Annotated in this window: 15 protein-coding genes and 5 tRNA genes; 15 read left to right on the top strand and 5 right to left on the bottom strand. The window is 37.5% G+C overall.

The genetic code is table 11. The features are described 5' to 3' along the window. Positions 1 to 114 precede the first annotated feature (114 nt). The 8 genes from DDF69_RS03690 (at position 115) to DDF69_RS03655 (ending at position 10,132) form a co-directional block, all read left to right on the top strand. Positions 115 to 1,014, top strand: a complete 900-nt coding sequence (locus tag DDF69_RS03690; protein WP_114819587.1) for a GLPGLI family protein — start codon at positions 115 to 117, stop codon at positions 1,012 to 1,014. A 133-nt stretch (positions 1,015 to 1,147) separates the two neighbouring features. Further along, the gene (locus DDF69_RS03685) at positions 1,148 to 1,402 is read left to right on the top strand and encodes a ferrous iron transport protein A (protein WP_114819586.1); all 255 of its coding nucleotides are present in this window, start codon (positions 1,148 to 1,150) and stop codon (positions 1,400 to 1,402) included. After that, on the top strand, positions 1,402 to 3,435 hold the full coding sequence (gene feoB / locus DDF69_RS03680) for a ferrous iron transport protein B (protein ID WP_114819585.1): 2,034 nt from the start codon (positions 1,402 to 1,404) through the stop codon (positions 3,433 to 3,435). Before DDF69_RS03685 ends, feoB begins: the two co-directional genes overlap by 1 nt. A 217-nt stretch (positions 3,436 to 3,652) precedes the next feature. After that, entirely contained in the window at positions 3,653 to 4,669 is a 1,017-nt protein-coding gene (locus DDF69_RS03675; RefSeq protein WP_114819584.1) for a DUF4421 family protein, read from the top strand. A 69-nt stretch (positions 4,670 to 4,738) separates the two neighbouring features. Beyond that, positions 4,739 to 6,121 carry a phosphoglucosamine mutase gene (glmM, locus tag DDF69_RS03670; RefSeq protein WP_114819583.1) on the top strand — a complete coding sequence of 461 codons (1,383 nt, stop codon included), beginning with the start codon at positions 4,739 to 4,741 and terminating at the stop codon, positions 6,119 to 6,121. 49 nt (positions 6,122 to 6,170) lie between these two features. Next, positions 6,171 to 6,749 (top strand): Crp/Fnr family transcriptional regulator, encoded by a 579-nt coding sequence (locus DDF69_RS03665; protein ID WP_114819582.1) that lies wholly within the window; start codon positions 6,171 to 6,173, stop codon positions 6,747 to 6,749. 824 nt (positions 6,750 to 7,573) lie between these two features. Then, a complete protein-coding gene (locus DDF69_RS03660) occupies positions 7,574 to 8,542 on the top strand; it encodes a zinc-binding alcohol dehydrogenase family protein (RefSeq protein ID WP_114819581.1) in 969 nt (322 codons plus the stop codon). Between the two features lie 207 nt (positions 8,543 to 8,749). Next, positions 8,750 to 10,132 carry a tetratricopeptide repeat protein gene (locus DDF69_RS03655; RefSeq protein ID WP_114819580.1) on the top strand — a complete coding sequence of 461 codons (1,383 nt, stop codon included), beginning with the start codon at positions 8,750 to 8,752 and terminating at the stop codon, positions 10,130 to 10,132. A 45-nt stretch (positions 10,133 to 10,177) separates the two neighbouring features. On the opposite strand, the gene DDF69_RS03650 is transcribed toward DDF69_RS03655, so the two are convergent. Genes DDF69_RS03650 through DDF69_RS03635 form a run of 4 tightly spaced genes read right to left on the bottom strand, consistent with a single transcriptional unit; the run spans position 10,178 to position 13,048 of the window. After that, positions 10,178 to 11,044 (bottom strand): hypothetical protein, encoded by an 867-nt coding sequence (locus tag DDF69_RS03650; RefSeq protein ID WP_114819579.1) that lies wholly within the window; start codon positions 11,042 to 11,044, stop codon positions 10,178 to 10,180. A gap of 47 nt (positions 11,045 to 11,091) precedes the next feature. Further along, positions 11,092 to 11,970 (bottom strand): DMT family transporter, encoded by an 879-nt coding sequence (locus DDF69_RS03645; protein WP_114819578.1) that lies wholly within the window; start codon positions 11,968 to 11,970, stop codon positions 11,092 to 11,094. Further along, positions 11,957 to 12,610, bottom strand: coding sequence for a leucyl/phenylalanyl-tRNA--protein transferase (gene aat, locus DDF69_RS03640; protein WP_114819577.1), 654 nt, complete (start codon positions 12,608 to 12,610; stop codon positions 11,957 to 11,959). The genes DDF69_RS03645 and aat overlap by 14 nt, the downstream gene beginning before the upstream one ends. Positions 12,611 to 12,670: 60 nt before the next feature. Continuing rightward, positions 12,671 to 13,048, bottom strand: a complete 378-nt coding sequence (locus DDF69_RS03635) for a DUF3127 domain-containing protein (RefSeq protein ID WP_114819779.1) — start codon at positions 13,046 to 13,048, stop codon at positions 12,671 to 12,673. 178 nt (positions 13,049 to 13,226) lie between these two features. Here DDF69_RS03635 and DDF69_RS03630 point away from each other — a divergent pair. The 5 genes from DDF69_RS03630 (at position 13,227) to DDF69_RS03610 (ending at position 13,839) form a co-directional block, all read left to right on the top strand. Beyond that, positions 13,227 to 13,308: transfer RNA gene (locus DDF69_RS03630), tRNA-Leu, on the top strand. A 4-nt stretch (positions 13,309 to 13,312) separates the two neighbouring features. Next, positions 13,313 to 13,388: transfer RNA gene (locus DDF69_RS03625), tRNA-Gly, on the top strand. 6 nt (positions 13,389 to 13,394) lie between these two features. Then, positions 13,395 to 13,478: transfer RNA gene (locus tag DDF69_RS03620), tRNA-Leu, on the top strand. Positions 13,479 to 13,598: 120 nt separating this feature from the next. Further along, positions 13,599 to 13,680: transfer RNA gene (locus DDF69_RS03615), tRNA-Leu, on the top strand. 75 nt (positions 13,681 to 13,755) lie between these two features. Beyond that, a tRNA-Leu gene (locus tag DDF69_RS03610) sits at positions 13,756 to 13,839 on the top strand. Between the two features lie 63 nt (positions 13,840 to 13,902). On the opposite strand, the gene DDF69_RS03605 is transcribed toward DDF69_RS03610, so the two are convergent. After that, positions 13,903 to 14,529 (bottom strand): helix-turn-helix domain-containing protein, encoded by a 627-nt coding sequence (locus DDF69_RS03605; protein ID WP_114819576.1) that lies wholly within the window; start codon positions 14,527 to 14,529, stop codon positions 13,903 to 13,905. Between the two features lie 122 nt (positions 14,530 to 14,651). Between DDF69_RS03605 and DDF69_RS03600 the strand changes: the two genes are divergently transcribed. Together DDF69_RS03600 and DDF69_RS03595 are read left to right on the top strand one after the other, a co-directional pair. Continuing rightward, positions 14,652 to 15,047 (top strand): YbjN domain-containing protein, encoded by a 396-nt coding sequence (locus DDF69_RS03600; protein ID WP_114819575.1) that lies wholly within the window; start codon positions 14,652 to 14,654, stop codon positions 15,045 to 15,047. 19 nt (positions 15,048 to 15,066) lie between these two features. Next, positions 15,067 to 15,768 carry a PspA/IM30 family protein gene (locus DDF69_RS03595; protein WP_114819574.1) on the top strand — a complete coding sequence of 234 codons (702 nt, stop codon included), beginning with the start codon at positions 15,067 to 15,069 and terminating at the stop codon, positions 15,766 to 15,768. Positions 15,769 to 15,771: the final 3 nt, after the last annotated feature.

Raw genomic sequence — 15,771 nt, 5'->3', positions numbered from 1 at the left:
ATTTTTTAAGTAGTAAAGATTGAAACGGAAGAATATTTTTTACCAGAAAATAAAATTTGAAATAAACTGTAACAAAAGAAGACATATGATTACTAATTATATAAACTTGCTACAATGAAAAAGTTATTCTCCATATTTTTGATCACTCTGTTTGCGTTTGCAGGAGCTCAGGAATCTAAAGAAACAGCGAACCGTTTCTTTTATGAACTGACTTTTAAGCCGAAGAAAGATTCGGCAAGAATGGATAAGATTATTACTATTCTTGATATTACCCCAAAGAAATCAATCTATCAGGATTATACAATGCCGGCTCAGGATTCTATCATTAAAGTTCAGATAGAAGAAATGGAGAAAACCAAGTCTTTCAAGGACATGACTAAATTTATAAAGTGGCCAAAATTCTCTTATAAAATTATCAAAAGTTATCCGGATATGAAGGTTCAGTATGTAGATAGAATCAGCAGAAACCTATTCTCATACGAAGACGAACCGAAATTACAATGGAGCATTTTACCTGATAAAGAAAAAATAGGAGCATACAATGCTCAGAAAGCAACTACAGAATTTGGAGGAAGAAAGTGGACAGCCTGGTTTAGTTCTGACATTCCTTTTCAGGATGGACCTTATAAGTTTAAAGGACTTCCGGGGCTAATTGTAAAAATCGAAGACACTGATAAGAACTATTCATGGCAATTGAGCGGAAACAAAAAGATCGAAAACTATGAAGAATTATCATATGCCGATAAGATCAATGCTAAGATGGGCATGATGAGCAATACAATAACACCTACATCCAAAGAAAAATTTCTTAAATCCTACGAAGGATACAAAGCAGATCCGTTCGCAGAATCAAGACCGTACATGACTGCAGAAAATATGAGCAGACCCATGCCGGGAACAGACGGAACAGTAGGAGACTTCATGAAAAGGCTGGAAAAGCAGGTGAAAGATTTCTTCGGATCCAATGATAATCCCATAGAAAAAGATCAGCCTTTTGACAAGAAGAAAAAATAAGACTTCATATCAACTAAATTATATTTTGAATCACCCCAGATACAGCAATGTGTTTGGGGTGATTTCTTTTATGTCAAAACGTTATTTAGATTAAATTTAAATAGCGTATATTTGCAGGACTAAAAATTAGGCTTTGAAAGAGAAAGGATTACATAAATTAAGTGGATTCCCTAAAAACAAAATGGGGAAGATATTGGGATATGATAACGACCATCTTAAAATGCCCAATAAAATTATTGAAATGGGACTTCTTCCGGAGACTCTTTTCAGAATTTTGTATCAGGCACCGTTCAGCGGGCCAATGTATGTAGAATTTGGGGCAGAAAAAAGCCGGATTGCTCTTCGTGAGGAAGAAGGAGATTACATCATTGTTGAAGAATTGAATTAATGCAGGAAAACAAGAAAAAACAGATACTTTTAGTCGGAAATCCTAATGTAGGAAAGTCAACGGTTTTCAATACGCTTTGCAACAAAAAGCAGAAAACCGGAAACTACGCCGGCGTTACCGTTGCAAGTCATTCGGGGAAATATATTTACAAAAACGAAGAAGTAGAGGTTATCGACCTTCCTGGTTCTTACAGTGTATACCCGAGTTCAGAAGATGAGGCTATTTTTTCCAAATATCTTATTGATGAGCAGAAAAACTATGCAGGAGTTGTTTATATTCTTGAAGCATTAAGTTTAAAAAGAGGGCTGCTGCTGTTTCAGCAGATTCAGGATCTCGGAATTCCAACGATTCTGATAGTGAATCAGATTGATCAGGCAGAAAGAAGGGGAATCACCATAGATATTCAAAAATTTTCCGAAGCATTGGGGATAAAAATTATTCAGACCAATGCCAAAGAACAGATCGGGATTGACGCAGTAAGAGAAGCTGTTTATAACAACGAATTTGTAAAAACAGATCAACTTTCTTTTGAAACACCGGGCGAACATAGAGACTTTATTCAGAAACTGGCAGCACATAAAGGTTTCGATAACGAATATAAAGCGTGGATGAGCCTTTCATTGGGAACTGATCTTGGAAGAATCGGCGGAGTAATGGAACAGCTCAATGAACCTGATTCTAAAAGTTTGGTCCCTAAAAGATTACAGGTTCAGGAAACCGTTAGAAGATATCAGAACGTAGACAAAATACTGGCTGATGTCATTTCTAAAAAAACTCAGTTCAAAGAATTATTAACCGAAAAGCTGGATAAAGTTTTAGTTCATAAATTCTGGGGCTATGTAGTCTTTTTAGCAATCCTGCTGGTTATTTTCCAAAGTGTTTTCTTCCTCGCGGAATACCCGATGAACTGGATCGAAGAAACCTTCTCATGGCTGGCAGCGTTTACAAGCGAACATCTTCCGGAAGGACCAATTAATTCATTGATTTCAAACGGAATTGTTCCCGGAATTGGAGGAATTGTGGTTTTTGCACCACAGATCGGAATTCTCTTGTATTTCCTTTATTTATTAGAGGATTCAGGATATATGGCAAGAGTCGTATTCCTGATGGACAGATTGCTTCGTCCTTTCGGGCTTAACGGAAAAAGTATCGTTCCCCTTGTATCAGGAACTGCCTGTGCTATTCCGGCCGTAATTTCTACAAGAAATATTGAAAACGTAAAAGAAAGATTGCTTACGATATTGGTAACACCATTTATGACTTGTTCTGCGAGGCTTCCTGTGTACAGCATCATTATCGGACTGATTATCTCAGAAGGAACATTTTTAGGAATCAAATACAAAGCACTGGTCCTGATGGGAATGTATCTCCTTGGATTTTTAGTCGCTTTATTCTCTGCAGCAATCTTAAAAAGATTTATTAAAAGTAAAGGAAAAACGTATCTTGTAATGGATCTTCCAGCTTACAAAAAGCCACTTTTCGGATATGACTTTAAAATGGTTTTAGGAAAAGTATGGGACTTCATTACCGGAGCCGGAAAAATAATTTTCATCGTAAGTATCATCATCTGGTTTTTAAGCTATTTCGGGCCAAGCCAGAAAACAAACGAATTTGTAGCGACTGATGTTCATCTTGATCATTCTTACCTTGCTAAGATGGGTAAAGGAATAGAACCTGTAATTGCTCCGCTTGGTTACGACTGGAAAATGGGGGTCGGAATCCTTACCAGTTTCGTAGCAAGAGAAGTTTTTGTAGGAACAATGTCTACCCTTTATAGTTTGGAAGATGATGCTCCCGAAGTGAAAGTAATAGATAAAATGAGAAGAGATGTAAAACCCAACGGAGAAAAAGTCTTCAGTTTTGCAACCGGAATCTCGGTTCTTCTTTTCTACGCATTTGCAATGCAGTGTGTTTCCACACTTGCAGTAGTCTACAGAGAAACCAAAAGCTGGAAATGGACCAGCTTTCAGGTAGTTATGATGACAGGTTTGGCATATTTTGTGTCGATGATAGTATATCAGATTTTAAAGTAATGGACTCATCATTAATCATTCAATACGTACTTATTGTATTAATTGTAGCATTCGCCTGTTACTCTTTATTTAAAGTACTTAAAAAGAATTTCGCGCCAAAGAAATTCAGTTCCAAAAGAACCAACTGCGATAAAGATTGCGGCTGTTCTTAATATTGGGTTTACCGGATAATTGAAAAAAATGTAGTAATTTCATTTTCTAATGTAAATTATTCGATTTGAATTTTTTAAAGGCAGTATTATTCGTATTATTTTCTTTATCAGCTCTTCAGGTAAAAGCACAGTCAGATACCGCAAATACCAAGTCTTATGCAGACCAGGTGATGATTCGTGTGAACCTTGATACCAACATCGAAAGCTATGTTTTTTCAGAAGGAGAAGGGAAGAATACCAACGAGACAATTCTGTCCATCAACAATAAAACGAAAACTTCCTTTTCCATCGATTATAGAATAATAAGTGCAACAATATCTTTTGCGCCCCGGTTTTTAGATGGAAATAATGATGATGAAATGAAAGGGAAAAGCTCTTATACCGATTTAAGTTTCAGGTTTTTTCCGGGAAGATTCATTCAGAATGTCTATTATAAAAATGTAAAAGGCTTCTATGTGGAAAACATGAAAGATCTGTCCCCCGAATGGCAGGAAGGAATAGATCCCTACATTCAGTTTCCGGATTTAAGAGTACAGACTTTTGGTGGATCTACATCTTATATTCTCAATAAGAATTTTTCAGCAAGAAGTATCTATACACAAGGAGAATGGCAAAGGAAAAGCAGTGGAAGCTGGATACCCTTTCTGGATTATGATCTTACCGTTTTCAGAAACACAATTAACGAGGTAAAAAGCAAAGAAACACAATATAATATTGGCGGGAATATAGGATATTTCTACAATTGGGTCATTGGAAAAAATGTCAATATCTCTCCTTATCTGGCTGTCGGGGTCGGAGGAAAATTTTCCAGTTACAGAGAGCTTGATAACGGATCAATAAAACAAAATGCCCAATATGCCACTATAAGAATGCAGGGAGGTCTTCATATAGGTTATAATACCGACCGGTTTCTGTTCGGGGGGAAAATGAATTTTAAAAATTATGCCTACGATCAGAAAAATAATCAAACCGTAGAGAATAATAACCTTTATGGGCTGTTATACATAGGGTATCGTTTTGCACCACCGAAAGTTGTGAAAAATACCTATGATAAAGTCCAAAAAAAGATTCCGGTTCTATAAGTTGAAGGGTCTTTTAAGTATCTTTGCGTTGGAAAATTCAGTAAGAACAAAATAAATTAAAAAAACATCATGTCATTAATAAAATCTATTTCCGGAATTCGCGGAACCATTGGTGGTAAAGTAAATGATAACTTAACACCACTGGATGTGGTAAAATTCGCATCCGCATTCGGAACCTGGCTTCAGAATAATAAAAACAAAAAAGATCTTACCCTTATCATCGGAAGAGATGCCAGAATTTCCGGCCAGATGGTTTCTTCTTTAGTTACAGCTACATTGCAGGGATTAGGGATTAATGTGGTAGACCTGGGTCTTTCTACAACACCCACAGTAGAAGTAATGGTTCCTGAACTGAATGCAGACGGAGGAATCATTCTTACCGCTTCTCATAACCCTAAACAATGGAACGCTCTTAAACTCTTAAACGAAAAAGGAGAATTCATCAGTGGTGAAAACGGAGCTGAAGTACTGGCTTTGGCGGAAAGTGAAGATTTCAATTATGCAGAAGTGGACGATCTTGGAAAATATGAAACAAGAGATGATGCTTTTGATATCCATATTCAGCAGATTCTGGATTTACCGATGGTAGATGTGGAAGCAATCAAAGCAAAGAATTTTAAAGTAGTTCTTGATGCCGTAAACTCTACAGGAGGGATCGCTATTCCAATGCTTTTAGATAAATTAGGTTGTGAAACCATCAAATTATATTGTGAACCTACAGGACATTTCCCACACAATCCTGAACCCTTGAAAGAACATTTGGGAGATATCTGTGATCTTGTGAAAAAAGAAAATGCAGATTTAGGAATCGTTGTAGATCCTGATGTAGACAGATTAGCCCTTATTGATGAAAAAGGAGAAATGTTCGGGGAAGAATACACCCTGGTAGCCGTTGCAGATTACCTGTTGAAAAATAAAAATGGAGTAGCAATCTCCAACCTTTCTTCAAGCCGTGCATTGAGAGATGTAGCACAAACCCACAATTCAGAATACTTTGCTAGTGCTGTAGGAGAAGTAAATGTTGTTACTTTGATGAAAGAGAAAAATGCTGTCATCGGAGGAGAAGGAAACGGAGGAATTATCTACCCGGAATTGCATTACGGAAGAGATTCTTTAGTAGGTGTAGCATTATTCTTAACGCATTTAGCCAAAGAAAACAAGACCGTTTCTGAATTAAGAGCTGGATATCCAGCCTATTTTATGGGTAAAAAGAAAATAGAGCTGACTCCGGAGATTGACGTAGATGCGATCTTAAGCAAAATGGAGCAGGAATATCAGAGTGAAGAAGTTTCTACCGTTGATGGTGTTAAAATAGACTTTGAAAACAACTGGGTTCACCTTAGAAAATCCAATACAGAGCCTATCATCAGAATTTATACTGAAGCTAAATCTCAGGAAGAAGCAGATCAGTTAGGAGATGATATTATTGCTAAAATCAAGAGTTTAATCTAATAAATACAGGAAGAGCGGACAAACAGTCCGTTCTTTTTTTATATCAGGAATGTTTGAACATATCAAAAACAGATTTCCTTTCCCCAAAGAAAAATGGAGAAAGTTTCTGGGCAGTTTCCAGCGTATGGAAGTTCCTGCCAAAACTTTACTTTTAAGAGAAGGTGAGGTTTCCTGCAATGCTTACTATATTGAAAAAGGAATGGTAAGAGCCTGGTATAATAATGACGGAAAAGATGTTACCTTTCAGTTTTTCCTTGAAAACACAATGTTTTCCTCTCTTGAAAGCTTTAAAAAAGGGTTGCCAAGCATGGTTTCATTTGAGACCATAGAACCCTGTATTTTATACAAAATTAATAAACCTGATGTGGACGCTTTTCTGGAAGAAGTCTACGAAAACCCTGAACTCAGAAATCTTTTTATGGATGCTCTTTTTGAAAGGGTATTCGATTATATGAAACACTTCTTTTCATTTATTAAAGATACTCCGCAACAACGATATTTGAACCTGGTTAAACAAAAACCCGAGATTATCAAAAGAGTTCCACAACATTATATTGCATCCTATCTCGGAATTACTACCGTGCATCTCAGCAGGATCAAAAGCAAAATATTGAAAGATGGACTTTAAGAGGTTGGAAAATGGAAATCAGAAGCTTAAAAAGAACTGCATAAATTCAGACTCATCTTAAACGCTAAACTCGCAAAGAATAATATGCATTGTTGAAAATGCTCGCAAAGGCGTTCCACTAAGCAAGGGTCGCTATTCTTTGCTGAACGAAGTGCCCTTGCGAACAAAAATAATATACAATATCCTGTTCCCTAGCGTCCTCCGCAAAATTCACTTAATTTTTTAACGCAACGTCCGCAAAGAATAATCTTTATTATTGAAAATGCTCGCAAAGGCGTTCCACTAAGCAAGGGTCGCTATTCTTTGCTGACCGAAGTGCCCTTGCGAACAAAAATAATATACAATATCCTGTTCCCTAGCGTCCTCCGCAAAATTCACTTAATTTTTTAACGCAACGTCCGCAAAGAATAATCTTTATTATTGAAAATGCTCGCAAAGGCGTTCCACTAAGCAATGGTCGCTATTCTTTGCTGAACGAAGTGCCCTTGCGAACAAAAATAATATACAATATCCTGTTCCCTGCGTCCTCCGCAAAATTCACTTAATTTTTTAACGCAACGTCCGCAAAGAATAATCTTTATTATTGAAAATGCTCGCAAAGGCGTTCCACTAAGCAATGGTCGCTATTCTTTGCTGAACGAAGTGCCCTTGCGAACAAATAATAATAACAATATTATGTTTCCTAGCGACCGCAGCGTTTCAACTCTATTACTGGATTTATAAACTCCCAGCCTCCCACTTCCTGCTTCCTTTCCTGAAAACTCATAACAAATGTTATCGTCCGACAGTAGTCATTCCTCATAATTTTGTATAAAATTAAAAGAATGAAAGCAGCCGTAGTATTTGAAAAAGGAAGCACTCCTCAATATGCAGATTTCCCGGAACCTGAAGTACAGGAAAATGAAATTTTGATTTCGGTAAAAGCCGCATCGATTAAAAATCTCGACAGAGCGAGGGCAGGAGGAAATCATTACTCAACTGAAAATCAGGAACAACAGCCAACGGTTATCGGGACAGATGGAGCAGGATACCTTGAAAACGGAAGTAAGGTTTATTTTTTCAGCAAAAAAGGAACAGTCGCTGAAAAAGCTGCAGCCGATAAAAAGATGATCATTCCAATTCCTGATGAACTGGATTTTTCTCTGGCTGCTGCATTACCAAATGCAGTGATGGGATCAGCAATGGCACTAAAATTCAAAGTGGGAATACAGCAGGGCAACACCGTTCTGATCAACGGGGCAACAGGAATTACAGGCAGAATTGCTGTTCAGATCGCCAGATTATATGGAGCACAGAAGATTATTGTTACCGGAAGAAATGAAGAGTCTCTGCAGTCTTTACTTGAGCTGGGGGCTGATGAGGTCGTTTCTCTAAAGCTGGAGGCCAATGCTTTTAAACAAAAAATAAAAGACATTCATAAGGAAACTCCGGTGGATATTATCATAGATTATATCTGGGGACACTCTGTAGAAATGATCTTGTCTGCTTTTAAAGGAGACGGAACCTTTTCCCATAAGACAAAGCTTGTAACGATAGGAGGAATGAGCGGAGATACCATTCAGCTGTCTTCCCAGATCCTCAGAGGTACAGATATTCAGATTTCAGGATCAGGATTGGGAAGCTGGACAAAAGAAGAATCGGCCCTTCTTTTTTCAGAAATTATCCCGGAAATGTTTCAGGCAGCCGTAGAAGGAAAAATTAAAATGGAAACTCAGGACGTTGATATAAAAAATATCGAAGATGTATGGAATGCTGAGTTACAAAGCGGAAAACGCCTTGTTGTAAGAATTTAACCACAATCTCCGTTTTTTTATCCACAATCCTTTTATCGGTTTTCTTTTTTTACTATTTTTATAATAGAAATTAATGAAATGGAAAATTCAAAAAAAAGTTGCAACTTTGCATAAATATTTGAATATCAGTTTCAGATGTATTATTAACTAAACGTTTGCCGAGGTTTGTAAGCAAATTCAAGCGTTGGGCCGACAAAGAGGACACTATTGGAAGAGTATTTTGGAAATGAACTTGTAAAAAAGTTCGAGGAAATGATGGAAAACAATGAAGAATTCTACTTTGATACAGAAGAGTTAGAAGACATTATTGTTTATTATTTGGAGCTTGGTGATTTTAATTACGCTGACATGGCTGTTAATTATGGGCTAAAGCTTCACCCTAATTCGTTGGATATCAAGATCAAAAAACTTGAGATCCTTCTGGAGTGGGAAGAGTATAATACGGCGAAAGAACTTATTGACGAACTGAAAGGCGCTTCTATGGAGAATACAGACTTTTTGGTTTGTTATGCCAAGTATTATTCGAACTTAGGAAATCCCAGAAAATCCATTGAAATCTGCAAAAAAGCTTTAACATTAGAGGAAGAAGAAAACTTTCTCCACAACTTTATTGCGGATGAATATGTGAATCTCGGAGATCCTTTTAACGCTCTTAAACATTACAGAAAAGCACTGAAGGAAGATCCTATGGATGAATATTCACTGGAAAACTGTATGGTGTGCTTCAGTGACCTGAATAAGAGTGAGGAGGCTATTGCCTTTCTTAATGAATATTTAGACGAATTTTCTTATTCTGAAACCGCCTGGTTTGAATACGGACAATTCTATTTCAACAGAAAAAATTATGATGAAGCGATAAGAGGCTACGACTATTTACTGGCAATCAACTCAAACTCTGTAGGAGTATATGCCAATAAAGCAGCCTGTTATGAAGCTTTGGGACAATACCAGAAAGCCATCGAAACGTATGAAGAGATGCTGGAGCTGGAATACACAAAGGCATTTACTTTTTATAAGATCGGATTATGCAATAAGGCCTTGAAACAGCCTATTTTAGCTTTAAATGCATTCCAGAAATCTTTAAGAGAAGACCCTCAGTTTTATCTTGCGATGATGGAACAGTCTTATCTTTACGAAGAAATGGGCGGAATGTCTGAAGCATTGCATTTTGCTAAAGAAGCGACCCAGTTGAATGAAAACAATCTTGACTATCAGAAAAGACTGGCGTTTTTATTCATCGATTCAGGAAAGTTTGAAGAAAGTCTTTCCTGTCTTAAAAAACTGGTGGATGCAGAGCCTTCAAGGTTCTACAACTGGTATGCCTATTCGGAAGTTTTGATGTTGGTAGGAGAGTATGAAGACGCGGTAACTGTGCTGAACAGAGCGATTAAAAAGCATTACAGAGCAGAGTTGTTTTATCAGCTGAGCAATTGTTTTTACAATCTGAAAGACCAGGATAAAGGAATGGAATCTCTTCAAAAAGCATTGGAACTTGATCCTTCTTTAGCTAAGGATATGCAGAAAAAATATCCTTTCATTAAAGACGAAGTGAAGAAGGTAAAAGCCAGTAAAGTGAAGAAAAAGAACTAGAGTAATCTAAAATAAGAGAAAAACCTGCAGAAATGCAGGTTTTTTTTATTGATAATTGTATTCGTAGAAAAATTTGTCCGGAGCACTGGTGTTTGCATTTCCGTTCATATCAAGAGATTGTCTGCTCTCTTCTGATGGATAACCGGCAGTATTAAAAGTAGTTGTATACTTGTGAGACGTCGTTCCGGTTGCTATTCCTCCTCCGGCTGTAGTATTGGTAAATTCTCCTTTATAAGTGCTTAAGCTGTTCTTAATATTCGAAAATAGCATACTTATCCCATCACTGCTCTCATTTCCGTTGAATATGATTTTGTCAAAACCTTTTACATTTTTGAAAGGATAATTTTTGTCAGTATAGGTATAAGTCTCTTTTTCCGTATAATTAACTGTATTTCCATTGACGGTTCCGGTTCCTGAGCCTACGCTGCTTACCATATTTCCATTGCTGTAAGTAAAAACACTGTTAATGGTAGAGGATCCTCCAACGTCTGAATTGGTCTGTCTTTTTACATTGATTTCGGTATTACTGGTATAATTATAAGTAAATGTAACCGTATTCTGTACAGTTCCGGTAGTGGAGTATTCCTTTATGACAGCTGAAGCCATGCGTCCATTAGAATATCCATATTCTACAGTACTTTCAAGGACATTATTTTCGTAATGTTTAATCCCGGAAACATAATCATCGGTATAAGAGAACTCCACTCTTTGTCCGTAATTAATGTTGTTAATCATACTGATGATTTTAGTGCCGTTGTAATTGATTTTCATTACAATACCATCCATAGTCATCTTCGTGGGAAGAATTACGTTTTGATTGGACGGATCACTGTTATCAAAAGGGGTATCATCAGAGCTATAGCATGAAATTGCAGATAAGGCCAAAGAACCAAAAAGTAGAAGTTTTTTCATAGTTATAAGTTAAATCATCCAAATATAATTTAATTTATAATACGATTTTACTTTTTTGGATTTGTTCTTAAAAAGATGAGTCCGGCAATTATAATTCCAGCTCCAATAAATTGTAAATAAGTGAGTTGCTCACCATCTATTATGCCCCAGATAATAGCCACAATAGGCATCACTAAAGTCACCGTGGAAGCAAAAAGGGGAGATGAAACTTTCAGCAAACGATAATTCATCATCATGGCCAGCCCGGTTCCGAAAACAGATAACAGACTGACAAACATGAGCCCCATCAGATTATCCTTCGAAAAACTGAATTCCGAAAAGAATCCTGTACCTGTAAGAGCAATAATGGAAGGCAGCAACAAAACAAAAGAGAATACAAAAGCAGATAAAACGGTGGAAGATACCTCCATCAGCTTTGATTTTACAGTCGTTGTACTCAATGCATAGCACAGAGTAGCCAATAAAAGCAACAGAATCGGAATCATTTTCAAATCTCCGCTGTCTCCACCACCAAACGCCAGAATACAGACTCCAGTGAAGCTTATTAACGTGCCCACAATCTGTTTTTTTGTTGTTTCAAACTTCCAGACCAAAGCTCCAACAATAATCACGAAAATGGGCATCATGGAGTTGATAATCCCTGCAATACTACTGCTTATTTCCGTTTCAGCGATCGGAAACAGAAACATCGGAATGAAATTCCCGGTAAAAGCAGCCAGAATTAACCATTTTAAATGCTTTTTAGGGAAAAGTTTGTAATTGGAGATAGCCACCGGAAGCAGAATAATGCCGGCAATAAGAACTCTTAAAGACCCAACCTGAAACGGATTGAAGTGCTCCAGCGATTTTTTGATCAAAATAAAGGATGATCCCCAGATAATACTCAGGATAACCAGAAGAACCCATTTTTCTTTATCTGCGTTCATTATTTTCGTGTAAGATTTTTAGAAATTCTTTTTTGGGAATCATTTTTGCTCCCAGACTCTCCAGATGTTCGGTATGAGATTGACAATCAATTAATTCAAGATTATCTTTATGGCTTTCTACAAAGTGGATAAACCCAGCTTTAGAAGCATTGCTTACTTTTGCAAACATGCTTTCCCCACAGAAAACGTTTCCAATCTGCAGCCCATAAAAACCTCCTACAAGTTCTTCATTCTGCCACACCTCAATGCTTTTGGCCAAACCGTATTGATGCAGCTGGATAAAAGACTCCATCAGTTCATCAGAAAGCCACGTTCCTGACTGTCCCTTTCGGATAGCCTGCTGACAGTTTTTGATCACTTCTCTGAAGTTCTTATTCTCAGAGAAAGTAAAAACATCCCTGTTGAGTATCTTTCTCATGGATTTCGAAACCTTTAATTCTTCAGGAACAAGAACAAACCTTGGATCCGGACACCACCAAAGAATTTCTTCTCCGGGATTGTACCAGGGAAAAATACCCAGCTGATAGGCAAACCATATACGTTCTACGGACAGGTCGCCGCCAAAAGCAACCACTCCCTCATGGCCATCATACAGCTCAGGGTCGGGAAATGAAATCTCGTTTTCGTCTAATCGGACCATTTTTAGAAAAAAAATCCCACTTCAAAAAGCAGGATTTATATTTGATCTTTTATTCTTTAATTAGAAAGGTAAATCATCATCGTCATCTCCGGCAAACGGATTCTCGTTAGAAACAGGAGAAGCAGATTGCTGAGGCGTTGCCTGAGTAGGTTCAGAACCATTGTCAAAAACTTTCTCTACTCTCCACCCTGTAATAGAGTTGAAGTATTTAGTTTCACCCTGCGGAGAAACCCATTCTCTCCCTCTGATGTTGATTCCTACCTTTACGTTTTCTCCTTCCTTAAGGTTATCTAATAAACTGATTTTATCAGATAAAAATTCTATGTTTATCGGCTGTGGATACTGTTCCTGGGTCAAAATAACCATTTCTCTTTTTTGAAACCCGCTCGCAAATGTTTGAGCATCAAAAAGTTTCTTTACCGTTCCTTGTAATTCCATATCGTAAATATTAACGATGTAAAAGTATGAAAATGAAATGTAATAAAAGAAGGCATGAAAAAAAAATATGGAAATTTTATTTTTTTTTCCTGAAAAGTTTGGTAGTAAAGGAAATTGTCCTATATTTGCACTCACAAAAACGAAGCAAGCTCTTTAAAACTTACAATATAAAAAACCAGCGGATGTGGTGTAATTGGTAGCCACGCCAGACTTAGGATCTGGTGCCGTGAGGCGTGGGGGTTCGAGTCCCTTCATCCGCACTATGCGAAAATAGCTCAGCTGGTAGAGCACAACCTTGCCAAGGTTGGGGTCGCGGGTTCGAATCCCGTTTTTCGCTCCACACCATGCCCTGGTGGTGGAACTGGTAGACACGCAGGACTTAAAATCCTGTGTCCGCAAGGACGTACGGGTTCAAGTCCCGTCTGGGGTACAAGACCCTCTGTAATATCTTACGGAGGGTTTTTTGTTTTAATAGAGAGTGTTCTTTAAATAAAAATCTTATATTTGTAAGAAATCAGGTTGAATCTGAGTATTCAGATCAGCAAAACCAGCGGATGTGGTGTAATTGGTAGCCACGCCAGACTTAGGATCTGGTGCCGTGAGGCGTGGGGGTTCGAGTCCCTTCATCCGCACTATTCGAAAAGCTCTCCGGAGTTAGTAAGAAGGTTGGAACCCTTGGTTCGAATCTTTTTTTTTGCCCACACCATGCCCTGGTGGTGGAACTGGTAGACACGCAGGACTTAAAATCCTGTGTCCGCAAGGACGTACGGGTTCAAGTCCCGTCTGGGGTACAAAGCCCTCTGTAAGAGATTACGGAGGGCTTTTTTTGTTTTTATTATTTTAATAAGAGTTTGCTAGATTCTTTTTTTACGTTCCAGTCTTTCCAGCCTCTCAAAAATACTGGTGAAGATATTTTTCTCCCCTAAAGAAACGTATCCTACAATCTTATAATATTCCTGTTCTTTATTATTTGTTTTCTGATTATCAGTATGATACATAAGGTTTTCGTTCTGATAAATAAGAAGGTTGCTGATAGGTTCTGTTTTCGGATCTGCTTTGTTCAGAAATAGAATGTCGCCGTATTCATATTGTGGAAGCAAGGTTTTTTCAGAAGTAAATTCATAGACCATATCAACGGATGCTAATATTTTTTGCAATATTGCCGTGTTTGGATTATTTTCTTCTGTGTTTGTCTTTGCTCCTTTGCTGTTTTGAATAGCCAGTTCCGGGAAAAGCATCAGTTGGTCTATATCAGAAACGCTTACTAACTGGTTTACCTGAAGGGTTTCTGTCAGTAATTTATCAAGATTAAGATTAAAATGATTCGCTACCTTTAGTATAGTTTCTATCTTAGGTTCGGCACGTCCTTCCTCATAAGAGCTTATCACTCCTCTGTTTAAATCAAATAAATCAGCAAAAGCCTTTTGGCTTAGTCCTTTCACCTGTCTTATTTTTTTAATATTAGTTCCAAAGAAGCTCATTTTGTCTAATCTTTTTTGCAAAGATAGAGAATCTGAAACAATTATTTGCTAATAATATTTGCAATTTGAAAATTTTATTTTATATTTGTGTAGACGAAAAATAAAACACTAAACCAGCCATCATGAGAAATCAAATATTCAGAACGGTCAAAGAGTGGTTGTTAGATTATGAGTTTAACATCACGTTGGAAGATGAGGCTCAGAGAATCTTAATCATCGAAAAAGAATCCAACGGGATAAAAAACATGATCCTTATAATATCAGACTCTATTCTGATCATGGAACAGTTCCTTTTTGAAATCAAAAATCCATCCGAAAAAATATTTCTGAGACTCCTTCAGAAAAACAGAGACATCGTTCACGGAGCATTTGTACTGGACGCAACCGGAAGAAGAGTGATTTTCAGAGATACACTACCAACCGATAATATGGCACAAAACGAAGTGATGGCTTCCATCAACTCTTTAGGGATCCTTGTGGGGGAATTTACAACAGAAATGCTTGAAATGAGTAAGTAATTCACAAAAGATATTTAAAATGAACATTTTTAAAAGATTGTTAACGATAGGAAAAGCAGAAATCCATTCTGTGATCGACAGCTTTGAAGACCCGATCAATTTAACGGAACAGGGTATCCGTGAAATGAAAGAACAGCTGGGAAAAAGTATAGAAGCTCTTGCCCAGTTGAAAGCTCTTGCCATACGCAAAAAGAATGAAGCAGAGACAGCAGAGGAAACCGCAAAAGACTATTATAATAAAGCCATAGTCATTGTTCAGAAAGCAGAAAAAGGAGAAGTGGAAACTGCTGAGGCAGACCGCCTTGCTAAAGAAGCATTGAAAAAACAGACCTCTTCTTTGGAAAATGCAGCAGCTCTTCATAAAGAACATGAAAAACTGTTTGATGACTGCGAAAAGTTACAGGGCAATATCAACCATCTGAAATCAAGCATTGCCAAATGGGAAAACGAATTGAAAACCCTGAAAGCAAGAGTTCAGGTAAGTGAAGCCACGAAAGATATCAACCAGAAGATGACCCAGATGGACACCGGAAGTACAGTGAGTATGCTGGAAAAACTGAAGGATCGTGTCGTACAGCAGGAAGCCCTTGCAGAAGCCTATTCTGATTTTTCAAAATCAGGAAAAAGCATTGATGAAGAGATCGATGCCATGGTAAACAGTAATGATACAAAAGCTGAAGAAGCTTTAAACAGATTAAAAGAAACCCTTAAAAAAGGCTAATAT

It is taken from the genome of Chryseobacterium sp. KLBC 52 (assembly GCF_003347605.1).
Taxonomy (GTDB): domain Bacteria; phylum Bacteroidota; class Bacteroidia; order Flavobacteriales; family Weeksellaceae; genus Chryseobacterium.
Note: the sequence above shows the minus strand (reverse complement) of the source record. Positions and strands in the feature narration are given on the sequence as shown.

What these genes read in the sequence shown, in the direction of transcription:
- DDF69_RS03690 (WP_114819587.1), top strand. Translation starts at nt 115, where the DNA reads ATGAAAAAGTTATTCTCCATATTTTTGATCACTCTGTTTGCGTTTGCA.
- feoB (WP_114819585.1), top strand. Translation starts at nt 1,402, where the DNA reads ATGCAGGAAAACAAGAAAAAACAGATACTTTTAGTCGGAAATCCTAAT.
- glmM (WP_114819583.1), top strand. Translation starts at nt 4,739, where the DNA reads ATGTCATTAATAAAATCTATTTCCGGAATTCGCGGAACCATTGGTGGT.
- DDF69_RS03665 (WP_114819582.1), top strand. Translation starts at nt 6,171, where the DNA reads ATGTTTGAACATATCAAAAACAGATTTCCTTTCCCCAAAGAAAAATGG.
- DDF69_RS03660 (WP_114819581.1), top strand. Translation starts at nt 7,574, where the DNA reads ATGAAAGCAGCCGTAGTATTTGAAAAAGGAAGCACTCCTCAATATGCA.
- DDF69_RS03650 (WP_114819579.1), bottom strand. Translation starts at nt 11,044, where the DNA reads ATGAAAAAACTTCTACTTTTTGGTTCTTTGGCCTTATCTGCAATTTCA.
- DDF69_RS03645 (WP_114819578.1), bottom strand. Translation starts at nt 11,970, where the DNA reads ATGAACGCAGATAAAGAAAAATGGGTTCTTCTGGTTATCCTGAGTATT.
- aat (WP_114819577.1), bottom strand. Translation starts at nt 12,610, where the DNA reads ATGGTCCGATTAGACGAAAACGAGATTTCATTTCCCGACCCTGAGCTG.
- DDF69_RS03635 (WP_114819779.1), bottom strand. Translation starts at nt 13,048, where the DNA reads ATGGAATTACAAGGAACGGTAAAGAAACTTTTTGATGCTCAAACATTT.
- DDF69_RS03605 (WP_114819576.1), bottom strand. Translation starts at nt 14,529, where the DNA reads ATGAGCTTCTTTGGAACTAATATTAAAAAAATAAGACAGGTGAAAGGA.
- DDF69_RS03600 (WP_114819575.1), top strand. Translation starts at nt 14,652, where the DNA reads ATGAGAAATCAAATATTCAGAACGGTCAAAGAGTGGTTGTTAGATTAT.
- DDF69_RS03595 (WP_114819574.1), top strand. Translation starts at nt 15,067, where the DNA reads ATGAACATTTTTAAAAGATTGTTAACGATAGGAAAAGCAGAAATCCAT.